The sequence below is a fragment of the Lysinibacillus sp. FSL P4-0201 genome, from assembly GCF_038593425.1.
Lineage (GTDB): Bacteria > Bacillota > Bacilli > Bacillales_A > Planococcaceae > Lysinibacillus > Lysinibacillus capsici.
This window is the reverse complement of the sequence record NZ_CP151995.1, coordinates 2,780,526-2,802,451: the sequence shown is the minus strand read 5'-3', so window position 1 is coordinate 2,802,451 and position 21,926 is coordinate 2,780,526. Positions and strand designations below refer to the sequence as shown.

21 protein-coding genes and 1 pseudogene are annotated in these 21,926 nt (G+C 36.8%); 13 read left to right on the top strand and 9 right to left on the bottom strand.

Annotated features, from left to right (window positions below):
- Nucleotides 1-12: 12 nt before the first annotated feature.
- The 4 genes from MKY76_RS14130 (at nt 13) to MKY76_RS14115 (ending at nt 4,599) form a co-directional block, all read left to right on the top strand.
- Complete coding sequence (locus tag MKY76_RS14130; RefSeq protein ID WP_231595618.1) at nt 13-1,014, top strand: LacI family DNA-binding transcriptional regulator; 1,002 nt, start codon at nt 13-15, stop codon at nt 1,012-1,014.
- Between the two features lie 100 nt (nt 1,015-1,114).
- The gene (locus MKY76_RS14125; protein ID WP_115673340.1) at nt 1,115-2,536 is read left to right on the top strand and encodes an aldehyde dehydrogenase family protein; all 1,422 of its coding nucleotides are present in this window, start codon (nt 1,115-1,117) and stop codon (nt 2,534-2,536) included.
- Between the two features lie 27 nt (nt 2,537-2,563).
- Nucleotides 2,564-3,409, top strand: coding sequence for an N-acyl homoserine lactonase family protein (locus MKY76_RS14120; protein WP_048392394.1), 846 nt, complete (start codon nt 2,564-2,566; stop codon nt 3,407-3,409).
- 17 nt (nt 3,410-3,426) lie between these two features.
- Nucleotides 3,427-4,599 carry an iron-containing alcohol dehydrogenase gene (locus MKY76_RS14115; RefSeq protein ID WP_048392395.1) on the top strand — a complete coding sequence of 391 codons (1,173 nt, stop codon included), beginning with the start codon at nt 3,427-3,429 and terminating at the stop codon, nt 4,597-4,599.
- Nucleotides 4,600-4,719: 120 nt separating this feature from the next.
- On the opposite strand, the gene MKY76_RS14110 is transcribed toward MKY76_RS14115, so the two are convergent.
- Together MKY76_RS14110 and MKY76_RS14105 are read right to left on the bottom strand one after the other, a co-directional pair.
- The gene (locus MKY76_RS14110) at nt 4,720-5,229 is read right to left on the bottom strand and encodes a ferritin (protein ID WP_048392396.1); all 510 of its coding nucleotides are present in this window, start codon (nt 5,227-5,229) and stop codon (nt 4,720-4,722) included.
- A gap of 199 nt (nt 5,230-5,428) precedes the next feature.
- Entirely contained in the window at nt 5,429-6,190 is a 762-nt protein-coding gene (locus MKY76_RS14105; protein ID WP_016994674.1) for a TerC family protein, read from the bottom strand.
- Nucleotides 6,191-6,605: 415 nt separating this feature from the next.
- Between MKY76_RS14105 and MKY76_RS14100 the strand changes: the two genes are divergently transcribed.
- Entirely contained in the window at nt 6,606-8,366 is a 1,761-nt protein-coding gene (locus tag MKY76_RS14100; protein WP_054550469.1) for an ABC transporter ATP-binding protein, read from the top strand.
- Nucleotides 8,367-8,661: 295 nt separating this feature from the next.
- Complete coding sequence (locus MKY76_RS14095; RefSeq protein WP_066037792.1) at nt 8,662-9,081, top strand: SRPBCC domain-containing protein; 420 nt, start codon at nt 8,662-8,664, stop codon at nt 9,079-9,081.
- 39 nt (nt 9,082-9,120) lie between these two features.
- On the opposite strand, the gene MKY76_RS14090 is transcribed toward MKY76_RS14095, so the two are convergent.
- The 5 genes from MKY76_RS14090 to MKY76_RS14070 all read right to left on the bottom strand — a co-directional run bounded on the left by MKY76_RS14090 (nt 9,121) and on the right by MKY76_RS14070 (nt 14,198).
- Nucleotides 9,121-10,602, bottom strand: coding sequence for a spore germination protein (locus MKY76_RS14090; RefSeq protein WP_048392399.1), 1,482 nt, complete (start codon nt 10,600-10,602; stop codon nt 9,121-9,123).
- Nucleotides 10,602-11,726, bottom strand: a complete 1,125-nt coding sequence (locus MKY76_RS14085) for an endospore germination permease (protein WP_048392400.1) — start codon at nt 11,724-11,726, stop codon at nt 10,602-10,604. Before MKY76_RS14085 ends, MKY76_RS14090 begins: the two co-directional genes overlap by 1 nt.
- A gap of 148 nt (nt 11,727-11,874) precedes the next feature.
- Nucleotides 11,875-12,765, bottom strand: coding sequence for an RsiV family protein (locus MKY76_RS14080; RefSeq protein WP_054550465.1), 891 nt, complete (start codon nt 12,763-12,765; stop codon nt 11,875-11,877).
- Nucleotides 12,758-13,276, bottom strand: coding sequence for a sigma-70 family RNA polymerase sigma factor (locus MKY76_RS14075; RefSeq protein WP_004230723.1), 519 nt, complete (start codon nt 13,274-13,276; stop codon nt 12,758-12,760). The genes MKY76_RS14080 and MKY76_RS14075 overlap by 8 nt, the downstream gene beginning before the upstream one ends.
- Before the next feature lie 154 nt (nt 13,277-13,430).
- Nucleotides 13,431-14,198 carry a TSUP family transporter gene (locus MKY76_RS14070; protein ID WP_048392402.1) on the bottom strand — a complete coding sequence of 256 codons (768 nt, stop codon included), beginning with the start codon at nt 14,196-14,198 and terminating at the stop codon, nt 13,431-13,433.
- Between the two features lie 215 nt (nt 14,199-14,413).
- Here MKY76_RS14070 and MKY76_RS14065 point away from each other — a divergent pair, with 215 nt between their 5' ends.
- The 6 genes from MKY76_RS14065 (at nt 14,414) to MKY76_RS14040 (ending at nt 19,748) form a co-directional block, all read left to right on the top strand.
- Nucleotides 14,414-14,839 carry a hypothetical protein gene (locus MKY76_RS14065; RefSeq protein ID WP_048392403.1) on the top strand — a complete coding sequence of 142 codons (426 nt, stop codon included), beginning with the start codon at nt 14,414-14,416 and terminating at the stop codon, nt 14,837-14,839.
- 74 nt (nt 14,840-14,913) lie between these two features.
- Nucleotides 14,914-15,909, top strand: coding sequence for an LLM class flavin-dependent oxidoreductase (locus tag MKY76_RS14060; RefSeq protein WP_103118359.1), 996 nt, complete (start codon nt 14,914-14,916; stop codon nt 15,907-15,909).
- 711 nt (nt 15,910-16,620) lie between these two features.
- Nucleotides 16,621-17,010: a GntR family transcriptional regulator gene (locus MKY76_RS14055; protein WP_112118399.1), complete on the top strand. Its 390-nt coding sequence runs from the start codon at nt 16,621-16,623 to the stop codon at nt 17,008-17,010.
- Complete coding sequence (locus MKY76_RS14050) at nt 17,007-17,696, top strand: ABC transporter ATP-binding protein (protein ID WP_342556768.1); 690 nt, start codon at nt 17,007-17,009, stop codon at nt 17,694-17,696. The genes MKY76_RS14055 and MKY76_RS14050 overlap by 4 nt, the downstream gene beginning before the upstream one ends.
- Nucleotides 17,693-18,520, top strand: coding sequence for a hypothetical protein (locus MKY76_RS14045; RefSeq protein ID WP_342556767.1), 828 nt, complete (start codon nt 17,693-17,695; stop codon nt 18,518-18,520). The genes MKY76_RS14050 and MKY76_RS14045 overlap by 4 nt, the downstream gene beginning before the upstream one ends.
- A gap of 13 nt (nt 18,521-18,533) precedes the next feature.
- The gene (locus tag MKY76_RS14040) at nt 18,534-19,748 is read left to right on the top strand and encodes a hypothetical protein (RefSeq protein ID WP_342556766.1); all 1,215 of its coding nucleotides are present in this window, start codon (nt 18,534-18,536) and stop codon (nt 19,746-19,748) included.
- Nucleotides 19,749-19,853: 105 nt separating this feature from the next.
- On the opposite strand, the pseudogene MKY76_RS14035 reads toward MKY76_RS14040, so the two are convergent.
- Nucleotides 19,854-20,057: pseudogene (locus MKY76_RS14035) on the bottom strand (radical SAM/CxCxxxxC motif protein YfkAB); the annotation flags it as partial.
- A gap of 222 nt (nt 20,058-20,279) precedes the next feature.
- Here MKY76_RS14035 and yfkAB point away from each other — a divergent pair.
- Nucleotides 20,280-21,383, top strand: coding sequence for a radical SAM/CxCxxxxC motif protein YfkAB (yfkAB, locus tag MKY76_RS14030; RefSeq protein ID WP_066037786.1), 1,104 nt, complete (start codon nt 20,280-20,282; stop codon nt 21,381-21,383).
- Between the two features lie 281 nt (nt 21,384-21,664).
- On the opposite strand, the gene MKY76_RS14025 is transcribed toward yfkAB, so the two are convergent.
- Nucleotides 21,665-21,919 carry a hypothetical protein gene (locus tag MKY76_RS14025; RefSeq protein ID WP_066037785.1) on the bottom strand — a complete coding sequence of 85 codons (255 nt, stop codon included), beginning with the start codon at nt 21,917-21,919 and terminating at the stop codon, nt 21,665-21,667.
- Between the last annotated feature and the right edge of the window lie 7 nt (nt 21,920-21,926).

Genomic DNA, 21,926 nt, shown 5'->3' with positions numbered 1-21,926 from the left:
ATGATGAAATGGGTGGTTTTTTTGGTATCTTCAAAAGATGTGGCGAAGCATGCTGGTGTCTCACAAACAACTGTATCTAGAGTATTGAATACACCAGAGCTTGTAAAGCCAAAAACAATTGAAAAAGTAATGCAGGCGATAGAGGAACTAAACTATGTGCCAAATGATATAGCAAGATCGCTTGTTCAGAAAAAAACAGGTATTATTACATTGATTTCGGGGCCCTTACACAACCCTTTTTTTGTTGATACAACTACAGCCATCGTGAATTATGTTAATGCACGTGGCTATAAAGTTAATGTCTATTTTGGCACAGAGGATAATCTTAATTCAATCTACAATGCCGTTTTAGAAACGAAAGCAGACGCAATTATATTGTCTTCTATGTTGTATCAAGATGATTTATTTTATAAACTAGAAAAACTAGCTATTCCATTTATTATGTTTAACCGTAAGCATAAAGAGAATAGACATTTTGTAGAAATTGATAATGTTCAAGCAGGTTACCTTGCGACCAAGCATGTCCTATCATTAGGGCATGACTCTTTATGTTGGATAGGGGGTCCACATCAAATGAGTACCTTCTATGGACGCTATCTGGGATTTGAACAAGCTTTACAGGATTATGGGCTAGATGCAAAATTAGTGCCTACTTTTTTAACGAACACCAATAAAATGGATATTGAACGTGCGTTTGCAGAGCTTTTACAACTCGAAAAAAGACCAACAGCTATTTGTGCTGCTACGGATGCCATTGCCATTGAAATATTGAATCTTTGTTTAGAGAGAGGTTTTCAGGTTCCGAGAGATTTTAATATCATTGGTATTGATAATGTAGAGCTTAGTAAACATCACTCTATTGCCTTAACAACTGTAGGTTTAACATCAGAAGAGAACTTAGGTTTTATTGCTATCGAAAAATTATTTGAGGTAATGGAGAAAAAAAGTACTTGCATTAGACAAACAGAGTCTGTTAAGATTTTCCCAAGAAATACAACGTGTAAAATAAACTGATAGACCATCAGTTTATTTTTTACACCAAAATGGTTACGTATTCATTTCTTTATTTTCTGAAATGAATACGTAACCATAAAAAGAAAGGAGTGAATTACGATTGAAAAAGGGCTTATGGATTAATGGAGAATGGAAGATGACTGCTGAATGGATGGAGATCCAATCTCCCTATTCACAAGAGGTATTGGCACACTTTGCGATGGCCACTGAAAAAGATGTACAGGAGGCCATTGAAAGTGCGCATGCTGCAGCTCCTCAAATGGCTGCATTAACTGCTTTTCAACGAGCAGAGATTTTAGAGCAGTTATCCACCCTTTTTGCAGAAAATAGAGATGAAGCAGCAAGTATCATTGCAATGGAATCAGCCAAACCGTTAAAGTATGCTTACGCTGAAATTGATCGCACAGTTGAAACCTATAAATTTGCGGCAGAAGAAGCAAAGCGACTTACTGGTGAAATGGTTCCAATGGATGCATCAAAAAATGGAGAGGGGCGCTTTGCTTATACATTAAGAGAGCCAATCGGTGTTGTGGCAGCGATTACACCATTTAACTTTCCGCAAAATCTAGTAGCACACAAAGTTGGGCCAGCATTAGCTGCAGGCAATACGATTGTATTGAAACCTGCCACACAAACAGCGCTATCCGCCCATTTTTTGGCAAAATTATTGGCGCAAACAAATTTACCAGCAGGTGCCTTTAATCTTGTAACTGGACAAGGTAAATTAGTAGGCGATGCATTTTTAGCACATCCAAATGTTAAGATGATAACGTTTACAGGAAGTCCAGCGGTAGGGATTTCTCTACGCAATCGTGCAGGCTTGAAGAAAGTAACCTTAGAATTAGGTTCCAATGCAGGCGTAATTATCGATGAAGGGGTACAGCTAGAGCGTATTATGGATCGCATTGTGATGGGGGCCTTTTCCAACCAAGGTCAAGTCTGTATTTCTTTACAACGTATCTATGTCATGGAAAGTATGGTGGAGGAATTTTTAATTCGGCTGAAGGAAAAAATAGAGCAGCTTACAATTGGTGATCCAATGGATAATCAAACAGATCTTGCTATGATGATTTCACAAGCTGAACAACAGCGTGCTTATCAATGGATTAAAGAGGCAGTAGCTGAAGGGGCACAAGTAATTACAGGTGGTCACATTGACAATCATATTTTATTGCCCACTGTTTTATATAATGTTCAGCCACAGAGTCGTGTATCCTGTGAAGAAATTTTTGCACCTGTTGTTATCGTTAATACGGTATCCACCATTGATGAAGGGATAGCGGCTATCAATAATTCTCACTATGGCCTACAGGCAGGCATCTTCACTCCTTCTATTCAGACAGCTTTTCAGGCTACAAAAGCATTGCACGTTGGTGGAGTCATCATTAATGATGTACCTACTTATCGAGTAGATCACATGCCATATGGTGGTGTAAAGGAAAGCGGCACAGGCCGTGAAGGCATTAAATATGCGTTAGAAGAAATGACGGAAATGAAGCTAGTAATTTGGAATAACCAATAACTAATAATCACGAATGGAGATGGGAAAATGAAAATGATTAAACAACATCCAAAATTGTATGTGATGGACAATGGTACGATGCGAATGGATAAAAATTATATGATTGCGATGCACAATCCCGCAACCATCGATCATCCAAACCAGCCAAATGAATTTGTTGAATTCCCTGTTTATACAGTATTGATTGATCATCCAGAAGGCAAAATTCTATTTGATACTGCATGCAATCCAAACTCGATGGGTCCAGAAGGGCGATGGGGTGAATTTACGCAAAAAGCATTTCCTATTAATATGCCAGAAGAATGCTATTTACATCATCGTCTAGAAGAATTAAATGTTCGTCCAGAGGATATCAAATATGTTGTTGCTTCCCATTTGCATCTCGACCATGCAGGGTGCTTAGAACTCTTTACAAATGCCACAATTATTGTACAGGAAGATGAGTTTAATGGCACATTACAAACATATGCTAGAAACGTGAAAGACGGTGCCTATGTTTGGGGTGACATTGATATGTGGATTAAAAACAATCTACAATGGCGCTTAATCAAACGTGGCGAGGATCATGTAAAACTAGCTGAAGGGATACAAGTATTAAATTTTGGTAGTGGTCATGCTTGGGGAATGCTAGGTTTGCATATTCAAATGCCTGACACAGGTGGTATTATTTTAGCCTCAGATGCCATTTATACGGCAGAAAGCTTTGGGCCTCCTGTCAAGCCACCAGGCATTATCTACGATTCTGTAGGCTATAATTCAACAGTGGAACGGATTCGAAGACTAGCAAATGAAACAAATTCACAGGTATGGTTTGGCCATGATCCTATTCAATTTAAATCATTTAGAAAATCAACGGAAGGCTATTATGAATAGATAGGAGTAGAGAAGCCATGCATAAATTAACCTTTACGCCTGCTAGCTATACTGGCTGGGGCTGTTTGAGTCAGCTTCTGCTAGAGGTAAAGAAGTTTAACGCTCACAATATTTTGATCGTGACAGATCCATTATTAAAAGAAATAGGTCTAACGGACAATGTTGAAAAGCCTTTGATTGAGAAAGGCTATACAACGACCATTTATACGGATATTGCACCAGAGCCTCCGCTTGCAATTGGCGAAAAACTGGTTGATTTTACGAGAAAGCATCCATTTGATTTGGTGATTGGTGTAGGTGGGGGCAGTGCACTGGATTTAGCGAAGCTTGCCGCCGTATTAGCAAAACATGATGGAAAAGTTGCAGATTATTTAAACCTAACAGGAACGAAAACATTGGATAATAAGGGGTTACCTAAAATTTTAATTCCTACCACTTCTGGGACAGGCTCAGAGGTTACAAATATTTCTGTGCTATCACTGGATACAACCAAGGATGTCGTGACACATGATTATTTATTAGCGGATGTAGCGATTGTAGATCCTGCCTTAACGATTTCCTTACCATCGAAGGTAACGGCTGCGACTGGGGTAGACGCGTTAACTCATGCGATAGAAGCCTATGTATCAGTAAATGCGAATGCAGTAACAGATGCACTTGCACTACAAGCTATCCGTTTAATTAGCCAGTCAATACGAACAGCTGTCCATAATGGGCAAGACAAGCAAGCGCGCACAGATATGAGTTATGGCAGCTATTTAGCAGGGTTAGCCTTTTTCAATGCCGGTGTAGCAGGCGTCCATGCTTTAGCCTATCCCCTGGGAGGTCAGTTCCATATAGCTCATGGTGATTCCAATGCAGTACTATTACCATATGTCATGGGGTATATTCGTCAAAGCTGTGAAAAACGAATGAAAGATATTTTAGATGCCATGGGGATATCATCTTCCTATTTATCGCAAGAAGAGGCTTCCTATAAATGTGTTGACGCCTTACAACAACTCGTTCAAGATGTGAAAATTCCCTCAACATTACAAGGTTTCAATATCCCTGCATCAGCACTTGAACAGCTAACAGAGGATGCTACAAAACAAACGCGTATTTTAGCGCGAAGTCCAATGCCATTAGAGCGTGAAGATATCTATCAAATCTATCAAGCTGCCTTTGATGGAGTGGTAAGAGAACCATAAAGAACCTGAGAAACGTTGATTTTTCAACGTTTCTCTTTTATTGCATCTTTTGAAAATCCCACAAGCAAGATAGATACCTAAAAAAATCTGCCTTAATGGCAGATTTTTTTATAAGAAATATTATGCTTCTGTATCTGGTGTAAATGTACGTGTAGCCAATTCTGCATCTAGCATAAAGATTGCGTTTGAGTCAGTTTCGATACGCTCGATTTTACGAATTAATGTATCAAATGTAGATTCTTCTTCTACTTGCTCGTCGATAAACCATTTTAAGAAGGCCATTGTCGCATGCTCACGTTCATCTAAAGCAATGTCTGATAAATTGTAAATACGGCGTGTTACTTCTTTTTCGTGTGATAGAGCCGTTTTAAAGGCATCTAAAATGGATTCGAAATGATTGCCTGGGCTTTCAAAACCTTGAATTGTTGCGCGGTAGCCCATATCACTTAAGAAATTATAAAATTTCATGGCATGGAAGCGTTCTTCTTCTGCTTGTACTAAAAAGAAGTTAGCGAAGCCATCATAATCTTGATCTGTGCAATAGGCTGCCATTGCCATATAGGCATGCGCAGAGTAGAATTCAAAATTCATTTGTTCATTAAGAGCTGTGTGTAGTTTTTCAGATAACATAAAAGTTTTCCTCCTTTTGCAGTAAATGACTTCTTTACTAGTATACAGCGTAGAGGCAGTAACATACAAAAAATTTAATTTTTAAAGCAATTCATGCAAAAAATAATTGATATTCGTTCTCAATTAGAAAATACCTTCTTTTATATTTTTAAGAAAATAAAAAAATCGCCCCGATCGTAATCGAAGCGATTTTTCATTATTATTGTTCTTGTTTCTTTTGATTTTTGACACCGATTAGGTAGCCACCTAATGCGATAGCAATTAAGACAATCCAGAAAATAGCTTTCCAAAGAGTGGAGTGGGGGAATTCGTGTGGAATCACACCCAATTTTTCATGTGCTAATGTTAATACAGCTAATTTTACACCAACCCAGCCGACAATTAGGAAAGCAGCTGTTTCAAGTGATGGGAATTTGTCGAGAACCTTTACAAACCAACGAGCTGCGAAACGCATCATGATGACACCAATAATACCACCTAAGAACATTACTGCGAACTGACCTGCGTTAATACCGCCAATATCAAAATCACCGATATGTGGAAGTGTGACAGCAATGGCAACCGCCGCAAGAATAGAATCCACAGCAAATGCGATATCAGCAAGTTCTACTTTTACAACCGTCATCCAGAAGCCAGATTGTTTTTTCGGCTCTTGAATTTCTTCGGAGTTTTGAGATGCTTTCCGCGAATCATAAATATGCTTAATAGACATAAACAGTAGATAAGCGGCACCTATTGCTTGAATCTGCCAGAAATTAACGAGCGTTGTAATAAGGAATAATGCGGCAAAACGGAAAACAAATGCCCCCACCAATCCATACAATAAAGCTTTTTGTTGTTGTGCCTTTGGTAAATGCTTAACCATAACAGCCATTACGACGGCGTTGTCTGCTGCTAACAAACCTTCTAGTACAATTAATACGACAAGTACCCATGCGTATTCTAAAAATATTGCCTCCAAATTTATTGCCTCCTTTAATTGTTGAACAGAAATGAATGGCTTGCTAACTTATTCTTTCCCTATTTTAAGCAAAAGAAAAAGACCCCTGCCTAAAAAATAGGCAAAGGTCTTGCTAAGCAATTAACTGTTCGTTGCACAGAAAGTGTTCTGTGTGACAAGAAATGCCATCACACCCGATGGTAATATACCATGTAATGACGAATGTGAATCAGATGCTTCGATCGCATCTGCTAGCTACTCCCCTTTGACAATAAAGTCAAAAGCTATTCAATTCTTACTAACATAGTAACATGCAACATTTTAAAAGTAAATAAAAATATACTGCTATGGAGAAAAAATACTTTTCCGTTACGTTTGCACAAATGGTACTATTAAAAGATAGGCAAAATTTTTACAACTTAGAGAGGAGACAAACATGTATAGAAAATTTTTTTCCTACTACAAGCCACATAAACGATTGTTTGTCATCGATTTTTCGAGTGCCATTATTGTAGCAATCTTAGAGCTTGCGTTTCCATTGGCTGTTCAATGGTTTATCGATGAGTTATTGCCAACAGGGGATTGGGGCATGATCGTGAAAATAAGTGTCCTATTACTGCTTGTTTATGCCATTAGTACATTATTGAACTTTATCGTTAACTATTTAGGGCATAAACTAGGCATAAATATCGAAACGGATATGCGTCAGGAATTATTTACGCATGTACAAAGGCAATCTTTCCGATTCTTTGATAATACGAAAACAGGTCATATAATGAGTCGCATTACCAATGATTTGTTTGATATAGGCGAGTTTGCCCATCATGGACCAGAGGATCTCTTCATTGCAATCATGACCTTTGTTGGGGCCTTTGCCATTATGTTTAATGTCAATCCAACACTCGCTTTGATTGCAGCGATTATGGTGCCATTTTTAACATGGCTTGTGACATTTAGTAATATAAAAATGAACAATGCTTGGAAAACGATGTATGGCAAAATTGCTGATGTGAACGGACGTGTAGAGGATAGTGTATCTGGTGTCCGTGTTGTGAAATCCTTTACAAATGAAGATTTTGAAATTAAACGCTTTAAGGAGCAAAATGGATTTTTCCGTACGGCTAAATTATATGCCTATAAAATTATGGCAGGGACACACTCCAGTATTTACATGATGACGCGCCTCCTTACATTAATGGTGTTAGTGGTCGGCGCTTGGCTAAGCTTTAATGGGAAATTATCTTATGGGGAGCTAGTGAGCTTTGTTTTATATACGAATGTCCTGATTAAACCAATTGATAAAATTAGTGCTTTATTAGAGCTTTATCCGAAAGGAATGGCTGGCTTTAAGCGCTTCCGTGAATTAATTGAACAGGAGCCAGAAATTCAAGATCGTGAGGATGCAAAGGTTATAAAACATTTAGATGGAAATATTGCCTTCAATCACGTTCATTTTAATTATGATGCATCCAAACAGGTTTTACATGATATATCATTTGATGTAAAAGCTGGCCAAACCATTGCCTTTGTAGGGCCTTCGGGTGCTGGTAAAACTACAATCTGCTCATTGATTCCTCGATTTTATGAGGTGACAAAAGGCGCTATTACGATTGATGGTATCGATATACGTAATATGACACAAGCGTCATTACGTGCTCAAATTGGTATCGTACAGCAGGACGTCTTTTTATTTACAGGTACGATTCGTGAAAACATTGCCTATGGAAAATTAGATGCAAGTGAAGCGGAAATTCGAGAGGCAGCGAAAAAAGCACATCTAGAGGCATTTATTGCAGAGCTGCCCGATGGCTATGATACACAAATAGGTGAACGTGGCTTAAAATTATCAGGAGGACAAAAGCAACGACTAGCGATTGCTCGTATGTTCCTAAAGAACCCGCCTATCTTAATTTTAGACGAGGCAACCTCTGCCTTAGATACAGAAACAGAAATGATTATTCAGCAATCGTTAACAGAGCTTGCTGAAAATCGCACAACACTAGTTATTGCCCATCGACTGGCAACTATTCGCAATGCTGATCGTGTATTAGTTGTGACACCGAAGGGCATTGAAGAGGATGGTACCTATGATGAGCTAGTGGCTCAAAATGGGATTTTTGCAAAGCTTCATCATATTCAATTTCGCAAGGGACAAACAGAACAAAGCGTTCAGAAAGAGTTTGTGGAATTGACGTAAATGAAGGAGGGGGAGATTGTTTTTTAAAACAATTTCCCTTTTTTGGTTGCTTCCCTAAGTTACTTGTACAACTGCTCATGTGGTAGCCAAAGGACACTGACATGCATAGTGAAGGTTTATGTGGAAAGAGGGAATCGATTGAAGGTAATGCCATCGAATATGCATAGGGTAACAGGTCAAATCTTTAATATGGAAAATGGAACATTCATTTATGAATCATAGAAGGAATGTTTAGCAGGTAAATCGAATAGAACATTACAGTTCACAATAAAGGTCATAAAATAGAGGTGAAGCAATGGATAACGAAAAAATTATCGGTCAAACGAAAAGTGTGGGTTTTCAAATTGGGGTTAGAAGGACATTTCCAATTTCGCAGGAGCAAGCATGGGCATTGATTACGACAACAGAAGGAGTACGTACATGGCTGGGGGAAGACACTTCAGTTATATTCGAACCTGGGTACAAATATCATTCAAAGACAGGGACAGGCGAAATCAGGATTGTTAAACCATTAGAGCAGCTTCGATTGACTTGGCAAAAGGAAGAGTGGTCAAAACCATCTACTGTACAAATTCGTATTTTACCCAAAGAGCGTAATAAAACAACCATTAGCTTTCATCAAGAACATCTTTCTGATCAGACAGTACGAGAAGAAATGAAAGGTCATTGGGAAAGTGTACTGGACCTTATAAAAGAAAGAGTCCAAAATAGTTGAGCGAATAAAAATAGCATCCCTTCACAATGGATAGGGATGCTATTTGTTTTTATGTGGAGAATCTTTGTTCTCATGCCCTTTTGAAGTTCGTGTATAATCTTGAGGAGCAAGCGCTTTGTTCCGCTCAGTATAGCCTTTGGGTGATAATCGAAAGATGGATTTTTTAATGGTTGCCCAATTTAGATCTGTTGCTAGATTCATGTAAGAGTAGCCGTAAATTCGAATATTACTTAAATAAAGCAGTGTCAGGTATAAAGAAACAAAGAAGCCAAATAACCCGAAAAAGGCACTAGCAAAGATAAAGGCAACGCGTAATATGCTAACTGAAGTAACAAGTGACTGATTCACTAATGTAAAGGAAGCAATGGTAGAAATAGCGATGACAACGATCATTTCAGGACTCGTTACACCTGCTCGAATGGCTGCATCCCCAATAATTAATCCACCTACAACACTGATGGTCCCACCAATAACGGAAGGGAGACGCAAGCCTGCTTCACGAAATAATTCAAACATCAGCAGCATCAGCAACATTTCAAGCGAAGAGGGGAGCGGTAAGCCAGCCTTCGCTTGCACGACGGTTGCGAGTAGTTGAAGCGGCAGTTGGTTTTGGTGATAGGTTGTCAAGGCAAGCCAGAATGCAGGAAGTAGTAAGCCGATTAAAATACCAAATATTCTTAATAATCGTTCCAGTGAACTGAAAATAATAGGATATTCATTATCCTCAGCTGATTTCAGTAAGAGAAACAAATTGACAGGGGTAATGATGGCATAGGCGACGCCATCTACAAAAATAATAAAACGTCCTCTTGCTAAGGCCTGAACCGCATAATCAGGTCGTCCAGTATAATCAAACTTCGGAAAAAGCTTGGAATTTTTATTCACCCGTTCCATCAATAAATCGCCACTAAAAACAATATCTGTATCAACAGCAGCAAGCTGCTTTTTGATGCCATGTAAAATATCCATATCCACAATATCATCAAAATAAAGAATGGCTACCGTAGTTTTTGATCGTTTCCCAAGCTCCACTTTTTCCACACAAAATGAGTTGGTCGGCAAGCGTTTTCTTATGAGTGCGATATTGACGCGAATATCTTCAATGAAATTATCTCTGGGCCCTTTAACAAGAACCTCCATGCGCGTTTCTTCAGGCTGGCGATTCGGCTTTTGGGCAATATTGCTTGCATATAAAAGATTGTCTTCGTCAAAATACAACAACAAGAAGCCACTATAGACAAAAGTTATCAGCTGTTCCTTGTCTTGTACTTTTTGAATACTTGGAACATGAAGATGCCTTGCGATATTCTCTTCAAAGGGAACCTCATCCAAATGATCATATAAATATTGAATACGTTGAATAATCACTTCATTAAGCATTTGTTGATCAATCATAGCATCACACGTAATAAAGTGTACTTTCTGCTGATTAAACATATATTCCTGAAATTGAATATCTGCTGATTTTTGAAATAATTTTCTGAGCGTACTAAGATCTAGCGCTTGTTCTTGCTGAGGCATTATGATTCACCACTTTTCTTATCTTGTTTTTCAGTTTTCCCCTTTTTAGAAGATTTATCCGACAAGAAAGCTACGACTACGAAAAATATTGACAGTAAAAAGAAAAAAATAAAAGTGGCTGCCAGAATATAATTTCCTTTTACTTTTAAAAATAGGCTTTCATTTAGCATGATTAATGGTAAACAAAGAATAAAGAAGGGAGGAGCAAGCATTTGCCATATACGCTTGGGATCTCCTGTCATCTTCAATAAATCTGCCACAATGTACAAAAGGAAGCTAACACGAATAAAGGTTCCTGTCAGCCATTGATAAATGGAGAAAAAGTCAAGATGCTCGATATAGCGACCGATTGTCACTAATCCCCATTCTTCGTAGGCAGGATAGCGTTGCTTAGCCGCTTCATTCGGTCCAAATTCTGTAATGGCTCCAATTAAAGGTCCTAATGTCAGTCCTACTAAAATAGCCAGCATAATAGCAAAGTGGTACCAGCGAATACGTTCCTTAAATTGATGCTGTAAAAATAGCAACATTAAAAGCTCAATAAACCCTGATGCAGGAAAAATCATGCCTCGCAAGACAGGCTGGAATCCATGTTCAAAAAATGGACGTAATAATTCATAATCTTTTACCTGCATGTTCGTAAAGGCCACGAAAAAGCCAAAGATAACTACTCCGAATAATACAAAAACGTTTAAAATGACGAGCGTCTGTAAGCTAGTCGTCACAAGAAGAATACACAGAATGACGTAGATAAATAGTAAGATAATTACAGGGGTTTGCGGTAAAAATGTAGTATTAATCCATTGCAGTGTTTCAACCATTGTAAAAGCTGCGATAATCATTAAAAAAATAGCAACTGTATAAATAACAATAGTAGAGCCAATTTTCCCGATTTTTGAATCGAGCCAATCTCGGATGGGCTCTTGATTAGATTTTGATTGAATATATACTAATAAAAATAGCCAAAAGAAAATAATTCCTCCAGCAAACAATACCGATAGCCAGCCATCTCTTTTGGCCACATCTAGTAGTGGAGGAATAATGGTTACATGATTTTTTAAGCCAATAACAGTCATTGATAGGAAGATGACATGTAAAATACTGATTGATCCTACACTTTTCATGTTGAAAACCCTCTAACATTGATTGATACATATTAGCTTTGACAAAAAAAGTCGGCTTTATAAGCAGAAAATGGTATGGTTTCATGAAAAAACGAGGTATTGGATGACACCATCATCCAATACCTCGTCATAGGAAAAGTAAGCTAAATTAATGAATATATTTTGTGCTTACAAGATCTTCTTTTAAGACATCTGTTGGGATTTCAAACTCTACAACGCCCATATAGCCAGGTGCCACTTCATATTTATCAAAGGAAATCACAAGCTTGCCTTTATCAGAAATGTAGAATTGCTGATCAGGTTTAATAGTTGTAAATTCCTCCATTAACTCTTCATCGGCAAGGCCAGCACCCTTTACCCAATAAACTTTATCTTGATTCGATTCAGCTATTTGTGTACGCATTTGTTCTTTAATATTTTCACTAATTGTTTCAATATAGTGTTGATCTTTAAAGAGCATTGGTAAGGTAATTAAAATTTCGTTTTCTTTATCGATCGTATCGTATTCCATCACCGTTGAAGAAGAAGCAACGGTATTCACTACATAGCGGCCAATCGACAAAATTTGTTCGTTATCAGTTTTGATTTCGTAGCCACTATCAATACCTAAATGACCACCGCCATTTAATTTTAAATCGCCCACTTCTGCCATAAATTCATCGTAAAGTGTCTTACCTTCTGCACGATATTTTTCATTTAATGTATTCGCCAGATCTTGATTTTCTAAGTTTTCAATAGAAGGTACTTTAATGTTGGCATCATAATTATCTTCAGCCACTTCATATTCTGTCCAAGTCAATACTTTTATCACACTACCAACCACGGGAATTTCTGAGAGTGTGCGTGCCATTGCAGGACTTACATTTAAACCAGCTGTAAATAGCATGGCTGCAGCGGCAGATCCAAGGACCCATTGAGGTGTACGATTTTTTTTCTTTTTTCGACCTTGCTTAAGTGCTTTTTCAACCACGAAGTCTAGCTCTTTTGGAATCGGGACTTTCATATATTGTTTTTCTAACTCCTGTAATTTTTTATCCATGTGCAGTTTCTCCCTTCACATCTTCCAATTGGATTTTCAATAGTTTTAATGCTTTATAAAGACGCGATTTGGCTGTACTCAATTTAATGTCGAGGATGTTCGCCACGTCAGCGAGTTTTAAATCCTCGAAATAATGGAGAATGACAACCTCTCGATACATTTGCGGGAGTTCATCCAACGCATGCTCCAAGTCAACATTCTCATAAACATCCTCTTGAGCAGGTGTTAAATATTGTAATGTATCATCATCTGTCACTTGTAAGCGTTTATGCTTACGTAAAAAATCTATGGCTGTACGGACAACTATTTTATAAAACCAGCTTTTCATATAGGTCACATTCTCAAGTCGATCTAATGAAAGCATGGCTTTTTGGATACTGTCTTGTACAACATCTAGTGCGTCCTGTTCATTTTTTGTATAGCTATACGCGAGCAAATAAAAACGCTCTTTTTGTTCTCGAATGAATTGGACAAACACCTCTTCATGTTGAAATGCATTTCTTGTTCTCATGTCCAAAGAAGCTCCTTTTTTAACATTGTCAAATTGTATACATTTACTAGACGTACGAGGAGAGGGAAAAAGTTGATACCATGAAAAAAACTTACCCCAATTGAGATAAGTTTGATCCTTCTATAGTATTGGCATACGTTAGTATAACGGCTGATCATGAAAAATAGTCATATGTATTTTTCAAGAGTAATAGAATGGTCACAACGATAAATAATTTACGTACATAGCCACTGCCGCGTTTAATGGCAAATTTTGAACCAACAATAGCTCCTGCAATTTGCGCAAGACCCATTGGTAGTCCATAGGCATAATTTATTTGTCCTAAGTATATAAACATAAGGAGGGCAGCTACATTACTGCCGAAATTTAAAAATTTGGCGTTTCCTGCTGATTGTAAAAAATCAAAGCCAACTATGAGAAAAGCAAAGAGTAGAAACGAGCCTGTCCCAGGACCTAAAAAGCCATCATAAAAGCCAATAAGTGTAATCACGAAAACAAAAATAATAGAACGCTTAGGGGTTAATTGTTTAAAGGTGGTCATACTGCCCCAGTCTTTTTTAAAGATGGTATAAATGGCAACGACTGCAAGCATAATCAGCATTAATGGCTTCAGTACACTTGGGTCCATTAAGTGGACAATCCAAGCACCCAGCATAGAGCCAAAAAAGACGAAGGGGAATAGCTTATAGACGGCTTTTATATCTAGTTTACCAGAGCGATAAAATGTCACTGTGCTAGTAAGGGAACCCATTGTACCTGCCAATTTATTGGTTGCTACTGCAGCAGAGGGAGGAAGGCCAACGAACATAAGAGCTGGTAATGAGATAAGCCCACCTCCTCCAACCACTGAATCAATAAAGGCTGCTAAAAAACCGAAGAGGATTAAAATTAATAAAATATTTACATCTAAATCAAAAGGCACAAAAGGTCATCTCTTTTCTATCATAATAATCTGATAGTAGCGAACTGAGGATAGGCTGTAAATACTCTAGCTGCTATTTTTTAATAGAAATAAATGAAGTGATTCAATAGGAAATGATGATAATTTCTACATAACTCAAAAAAATTCTACTTGGAGTCATTATTTTGATGTATTATGTAGATAATGGTGTTTTTACGTAAAGGGGACGTGATGACATGAGTTTAGGAAATCATATACGTGTATTTCTCTGTGTTGTGTTTATGGGAGTACTTGTAGGGTATGTCTTTAATGCAAAAAAAGATATAACAGATCATGAGTATATTGATACCGTAAAGGAAGGCTATTTGGAGAATTTTTCAGATGTCACAGTTCGAAATGCGTTTAATTACGCTTTTTATGAACCTTACTGGCGCTATTATGAAGCAAAAACTGGGGAGCAAGTTGTAGAATTATCAGGTGATATTACGTTTCAAGACGAAAAAGGACATGCTATTCTCCAATTTGTCGTGAACGAACAAACGCAGCAATTTTCCCTAGAGGCAATGAAATTTAAAGAAGTCGTATTAAACCAGCAACAACAACAAAAGCTTGTTGGCATGGTCTATCACACTTGGGAAAAGAAACAACTAGCTTATGAGTAAGGTTTTTTATTTTGTAAATCATCCAAACTGTATTACAGTAAAAGGGGGAGCTAGAGACAGAGAGGATGTTTTACATGAGATTAAGTATTTTAGATCAAATGCCGATTCCAAAAGGTCATTCTGCAGAAGAGGCCTTCCAACGTACAGAACAGCTGGCATTGCTAGGTGAAGAGCTTGGCTATCACCGTATGTGGCTTGCTGAACACCATAATAGCCAGTCATTGGCGAGTTCAGCTCCTGAAGTAACTGCTGCTTTTTTAGCTGCTAAAACACAGCGGCTTCGCATTGGTACGGGTGGTGTCATGATGATGCATTATTCACCCTATAAGCTAGCAGAGGTCTTTAAAACATTATCGGGGCTGGCACCCAATCGTATTGATTTTGGTGTGGGGAGAGCTCCTGGTGGTGATCATGCCGCTATCTATGCCTTGGCAGAGGGAAGGCGACAACGCTTCACAGAACAGTATGATAAGCTAGAAATCATATTAAAACTAATGAATAATCAAAAAACAGGTGAACATGTCTATGATCAAGTCATTGCAGCTCCTGCTCATATTTCATTACCAGAGGCTTGGTTACTAGGTTCTAGTGGTCAGAGCGCAATGCAGGCTGGCCAGCTGGGAGTAGGCTATTCGTATGCACAATTTTTCACGGGCAATATGTCAAAGGATATCTTTGATGCCTATAAAGCCTATTTTACGCCTTCTTATTATATGGATAAACCACAAATCATTGTGACATATGCAGCAACAGTTGCCCCAACCCTAGAAGAAGCGGAATATTTAGCTAAACCGATTGATATTTCTCGTCTTCAATTAATGAAAGGGCAAATCATTCAAACAATGTCACCCGAAGAAGCGAAAGATTATCCATTAACTGAAATGGATAAATTGACGATTGACAATAATCGCAAGGCGAATCTTGTCGGGACACCCCAAGACATTGCTGCTTTTTTAAGCGCTGAGCAAGAACGCTATGGCTTTGATGAAGTGATGCTAAATTGCAATCAATATGAATTAGAAAGTCGTTTAAATACCTATAGATTCCTTGCAAAGGAATTAATTGGATAAGAGGAAAAGCCATATTCATCTGAATATGGCTTTTATGTATTTAGCTGAATTAGAATAACGGCTTTACAATTAGAAAAACCCGGAAATGAATTTCCGGGTCTGATTACCACTTACATTTTCTGCTCCATGACACACTGCCTCGCTTCCGCATAGGATCTTAAGATATTCCTAAGAAATCTGTACTTTAGCTTATTCAGTTTTGATGGTCCTTCTGAGTTATCGATCAATCGCACTCATCGGGTTAACCCTCCTAGTCATTGGATTTGAAGTGAAATCTTTAATAGTATAGCTCAACTTCTATTTCTTATACCTCTTGTGAACATAAAATATTTTTGTGCTAAAAAATAATTACAAGAAAACATACAGTCATTACCAGTTAACAATGAAGATAAAAACACTCGTCTGTTTGAAGAAAAGTATATTTGCATCCATGATGTACTTGCTACTTGTACAACTGGCTGTGATTTTAATTATTGATAGATATTTCCATAAATGTGGTTGACTTAAAATGTGTATTAAGCATATAATACATTTCAAGAAGTGTATTAACTGTTTAATACATTTTTTTATTGTCAGTGTATTAAGCGCTTAATACACTGAGGTGTTAACGAGAGAAAAAATATGTCCATGTTGATAGGTGCAACCCATCATTCTACATACTGTGTATTAAGTGGTTAATACGCGGAATTAATTTTTGAGGAGTTGAGTTATTTGACTATAAATTTTAATAATCGGGACCCGGTGTATGTCCAAGTGATTCGGCATTTGAAAGAACAAATTGCCAAGGGATTTTATGAGCCAGGTCAGGAGATTCCATCCAGAAGGGAATTAGCCAATCAGTTAAAGATTAACCCAAATACTGCGCAACGAGCTTATAAGGAAATGGAGGAACAAGGATTGATTTTTACAGAGGGGAATATGCCTAGCTGCATTACGAAAGATGAAGCAGTCCTTAAAAATGTCCGTGAGGAATTGATTATCGAAGCGGTTGACTTATTTTTAGGCTCTATTAAATCTATCGATGTGCCGTTAACCGAAGTATTGGAACTTGTAAAGAAAAAACATGATGCCGAAAGCGGAGAAGCGGAGGAATCGAAATGATAGAAGTAAAAAACGTTAACAAGAAATACGGCAGGAAACAGGTTTTAAAAGACATTTCTTTTACTGCAGAAAAAGGAGAGATTACTTGTTTAATAGGAATAAATGGTGTAGGTAAGACGACCATTATGAAAGCTATTATGGCGCTCACACCAATTAATAGTGGTGAAATTTTAATGGATGGAGAAAAAATCACAAAAGAAAGTTTTGAAAAAATAACCTTCATCCCAGACACAATAACGATGTTGCCACAAATGAAAATCAATGAAGCTTTTGTGTTCATGGCTGATTTTTATAAAAGCTGGAATCCTCAGAGGGCAGAAGAATTACTACAATTTTTTAAACTTGATCCGAATGAACGTATTGCTAACTTATCGAAAGGAAATACAGCAAAAGTGAATATGCTACTGGGATTGTCACTTGATGTCGATTATTTACTGATGGATGAACCATTCTCTGGCATTGATATTTTCTCTCGTGAGCAGATTGCTGAGGTGTTTACAAGCCATTTAATTGAAGAACGTGGTGTCATTATAACAACGCATGAAATTAGTGATATTGAGCATTTGATTGATAAAGCAGTCCTTATGGATGACGGTGCAGTATTAAGGGAATTTAGCGTGGAGGAAGTACGTGAAAATGAAGGGAAATCAGTGGTTGATGTGATGAGGGAGGTATATCGAGCATGAAAAACTATTTAAAACTTGTTAATTTTGAAGTAAATCGATTTTTTAAATTGTATTTGATTTTAATAGGCTTGACCATGCTCAGCCAGCTTATAGGAGCGGGAATTATCTCACAAACCTATATGAAAAATGCTAAACAGTTGATGGCAGAAAACCAATTATCCATGAACCAGTATGTGGAGCAATACGGGACTTTTTCTTTCGATCGATTCACTGATTCAGAATGGTTTCTGCTGCCAATCTTTTTTTGTATCGCCATGTTGATGATTTATGTTTTCTTTATTTGGTATCGTGATTGGCTTGGTAAAAATACATTTATTTACAGATTATTCATGTTACCAACTGAAAGAATCGCCATTTATTTTGCGAAATTAACGACGATTATGCTTTTAGTTCTTGGCTTGATTGCCTTGCAAATCTTGCTAATTTTGATGGAAAAACAAATAGTGAATAAGATTATACCAATAGATCTCCAATCAAATTTCTCAATTTATACTAGTTCTACTTTAAATATGTGGAGGTGGCTGTATCCGACTAGCTTTACAGAGTTTATCCTGGTTTATGCACTTGGGTTACTTTTCGTGGCAGTAATTTTTACCGCGATTTTAATTGAGCGAAGTTATGGTTTAAAAGGGATTTTTTACGCTATTTTTTATGGCTTACTGTCACTGGGGGTATTTTTTGCTCCAATCCTATTAGTTAATGTTTATACAAATTACTTTTACCCACTTGAAATTTTCTTAATGGTACTGGTAACGAGCATGATCGTTTTAGGCAGTGCCATTTGGATTGCGAATCATTTATTAAAATATAAAATCAGGGTCTAGAGGAGGTATAACAATGAAAAAATATTGGAAAACAATCAGTATTAGTTTCTTCATCGTGGTGTTTATCAGTTCTTACTATATCCAAAAAACAGCAATGGCTTCTAAAAATGATAGATCCTATAAAATTGAAACGATCAGCGGAAATAAGGAAGAAATCGAAAATCTTATTCTTCAAACAAGTTATCAGAGTAATGATCTTTATTATATGTTGTACATATCAAAGGATGGTTCCACGAATCCCAATAATCAGTCTTTTTTTAGAGATTTGATGGCACCGAATGAACCTATGAATCTTCGAAAATATATTGAGGAACACCGTAATTTTATGCGTGGGAAAGAATTTGATCCAAGAAAATATTTTGAAGACAAATCACGTTTGATTTACACAACATTTTTAGATGATGGTCGAAAAGAAGCTAGTAATGTCGTAACGCTTCAAATTGATACACTTGATAAAAATACAAATGACAGTTCTTCCTTTAAAATCGATATACCAGTTAAAGCAAGCTATGATTGGATTAATGTGAATGACGTTTACGTGGGAAATGGAAAAATAAATATATTAACAACCAACTATTTATCAGCCAATTATCTTATAAAAGGTAGGGAAGAGTTGCATGTCTATTCGATTGATGAGAACAAGAAGGAATTAGTAAAGGACGCCATCCTTGCAGAATTAGTGTCAGAAGAAAGAGGCACTTCCAGTATCCGTATTTTTAATGAATACAATACTACTACTCAAAACGAAAATTATTATTTATATATGGTAGAAAAATACAGTGATCGAAAAGAAGATACTGAGCTAGAAGTTATCTCTAGTCAAATATATCTCTATAATAATGCCAAGAATGAAGCAGAGGAATGGACTATGCCAGAAGAATTAAAACCCTATCGGAAGTCAATGCTGATTCATAAAGAAACGATATACATTCCTGTTTATTCAGCCAATGGTCTAACATTGAATCGTTATCATATTGAAAAGAAGCAGTGGAAAGAACCCTTAACCCTTCAATATTCAAGCATTGCGAATGAGAATGATGCTCCATATTTACGTATAGCAGAGGGGAAATTTTATTTAGTATATCGTGTTTCTGATGGACAGTGGTTGTCTATCGTTGATTTACGTACAGGTGGATTGATTTATGAAGGGAAAATCATTTCCGAAGACAAAAAAAATCAAGAGGCGGATTCCTCACTTACGATCGAACAATTATATACGTTGCATTAAAGAACAGGTAGAAGGACAACCTACAATTTATAACGCCATATGTAAAAGAAACTCCATGTTGATCAGTCTTTGTTCAACATGGAGTTTCTCTATTTATAAATTAACTTATATGCGAGCAGAGCCACTTACAAATGCGGCATCTTGATAATACATGTTTTTTACTAGTACATTTGGCCCTAAGCATTTGACTGCTGGACAATGGCAGTTAAGCGATTTTGCCAAGTCGGTTGCCATCCATTTATCAAAAATCAATGGTAGTTCGTCATGTACAATATTGCCGAGGGCTGGTGTGTCACCAAAGTCGGTAATTTAACTCCTTGTAATTACAAAGTGGCGCAAGAAAAATTAATTGTATAGAAGATAAAAGAGGATACGAAGATAGAGTTGTCAGAAATAGAGCAGATGTAAACAAAATAATAAAAAAGTTATAATAAAGATTAAGTTCGATTCCGAGATAATTTATAAATAAATGCACTTTAAAAATTATTTTATCTGTGCGAAAATTATAAGCATGGAAAGGAAGTTTTTTATATGTTTACAGTACAGAAAACTCATGATGAATGGGAAAGTTACCATGACATTGATAGGTATGGGAAATTAACTTTATCAAATATTGAATTTACTACAACACATTTATGTAATATGAGATGTTCGCATTGTGCAGTTGGCTACACATTATTAACCAAAGAATTACCAGCATTACCTACAGAAGAAATTATCCACAAGTTAGATGAGGTGGAAACTTTACGTACAATGAGTTTTACAGGTGGAGAACCTTTAATGACTAAAAAGGGAATAAAGGAAAATTTGTTACCACTTTTGAAATACGCTAAGGGTAGGGGAATTAAGACGCAAATTAATTCGAATTTAACTTTGCCTATGTCTCATTACGAATTAATTGCTCCTTATCTAGATGTTATGCACATATCGCATAACTGGTGTGATGAAAAAGAATTTGTTGAAACAGGCTTCGCTATGATGGATAAGCAACCTTCAATTGAATACAGAGGCAATTTATATCGTAATATTTTCGACAATGCAAGGGAACTTTCCAAAGGAGGGATGTTTGTATCAGCAGAAACAATGTTAAATCGTAATACTGTCCCCTATATGGAGAAAATTCATAATGAAGTGGCTAACGAAATGTTATGTAAGCGACACGAAATTCATCCTATGTATGCTAGTGACTTCGCTGAAAATTTAGAAGTTATTAGTTTGGAGGAATACAGAAAAGTTGTGAATGAAATTCTTGATTATAGAAATAAAGACATATGGGTATTGTTTGGTACATTGCCATTTTACCCTTGTAGTCAAGATGAGCGAGATTTAGCGTTAATCAAGCGAATCAATAGTGAACATAATATAACAATCAGAAATGATGTTGATGGACGATCAAGAATGAATTTAAATATTTTCACTGGGGATATATCGGTTACGGATTTCTCAGATGACGGTTCGGCTTTCGGAAATATAAAAAATGAATCATTACCTCAAATTTACGAACGGTGGTTAGATTCCAATATTTCTAAATCAATTAATTGCCACTGTCCAGCAGTCAAATGTTTAGGACCAAATGTAATTGTAAAGAATATGTATTATCCTGATAAAACATTTATTAGTGGCTCAGTTAAATAATGAAATGAAGACCTCCATTGGAATAACCATTGGAGGTTTCTTAGGATATACTATATAATTTTTCTACTCAGTTTAAATTTAAAAGTTTTTCAAAACACAATTTACTTGTACCTTAATACACAAAGACAAAGGCCTACAGCCTGTTATCACAGGCTTTGTGTCTTTGTAAGACCATTCTTTTTAAACAGTCGTTTTACTCTTTATCTGAATTTGAGGTTTTGTCATAAAATGTAACAAGAAATTGTTGGCTGATCTTAGTTTACTGACATGGTGTTGATTGATTAAACAGCAGTAGTACCCCAAAATATACTGATTCCAAAAGCTACTACTACTCCAGCAAAAATCCAACCCATAGCGTACTTCCTTAGTCTAAAGTTATTTATACTCAACATTAAAAAGCAAAAAGTCATAACAACTTGTATCCAAATTGGTCTATCAAAACTCTCTTTATGCCAAATGAAAGAATAAAGAACCCCGATAACCATAATAGACAGCACTACTAACGCAATTCTATTAAATATGCTAGACTTTTGCAAACCTATA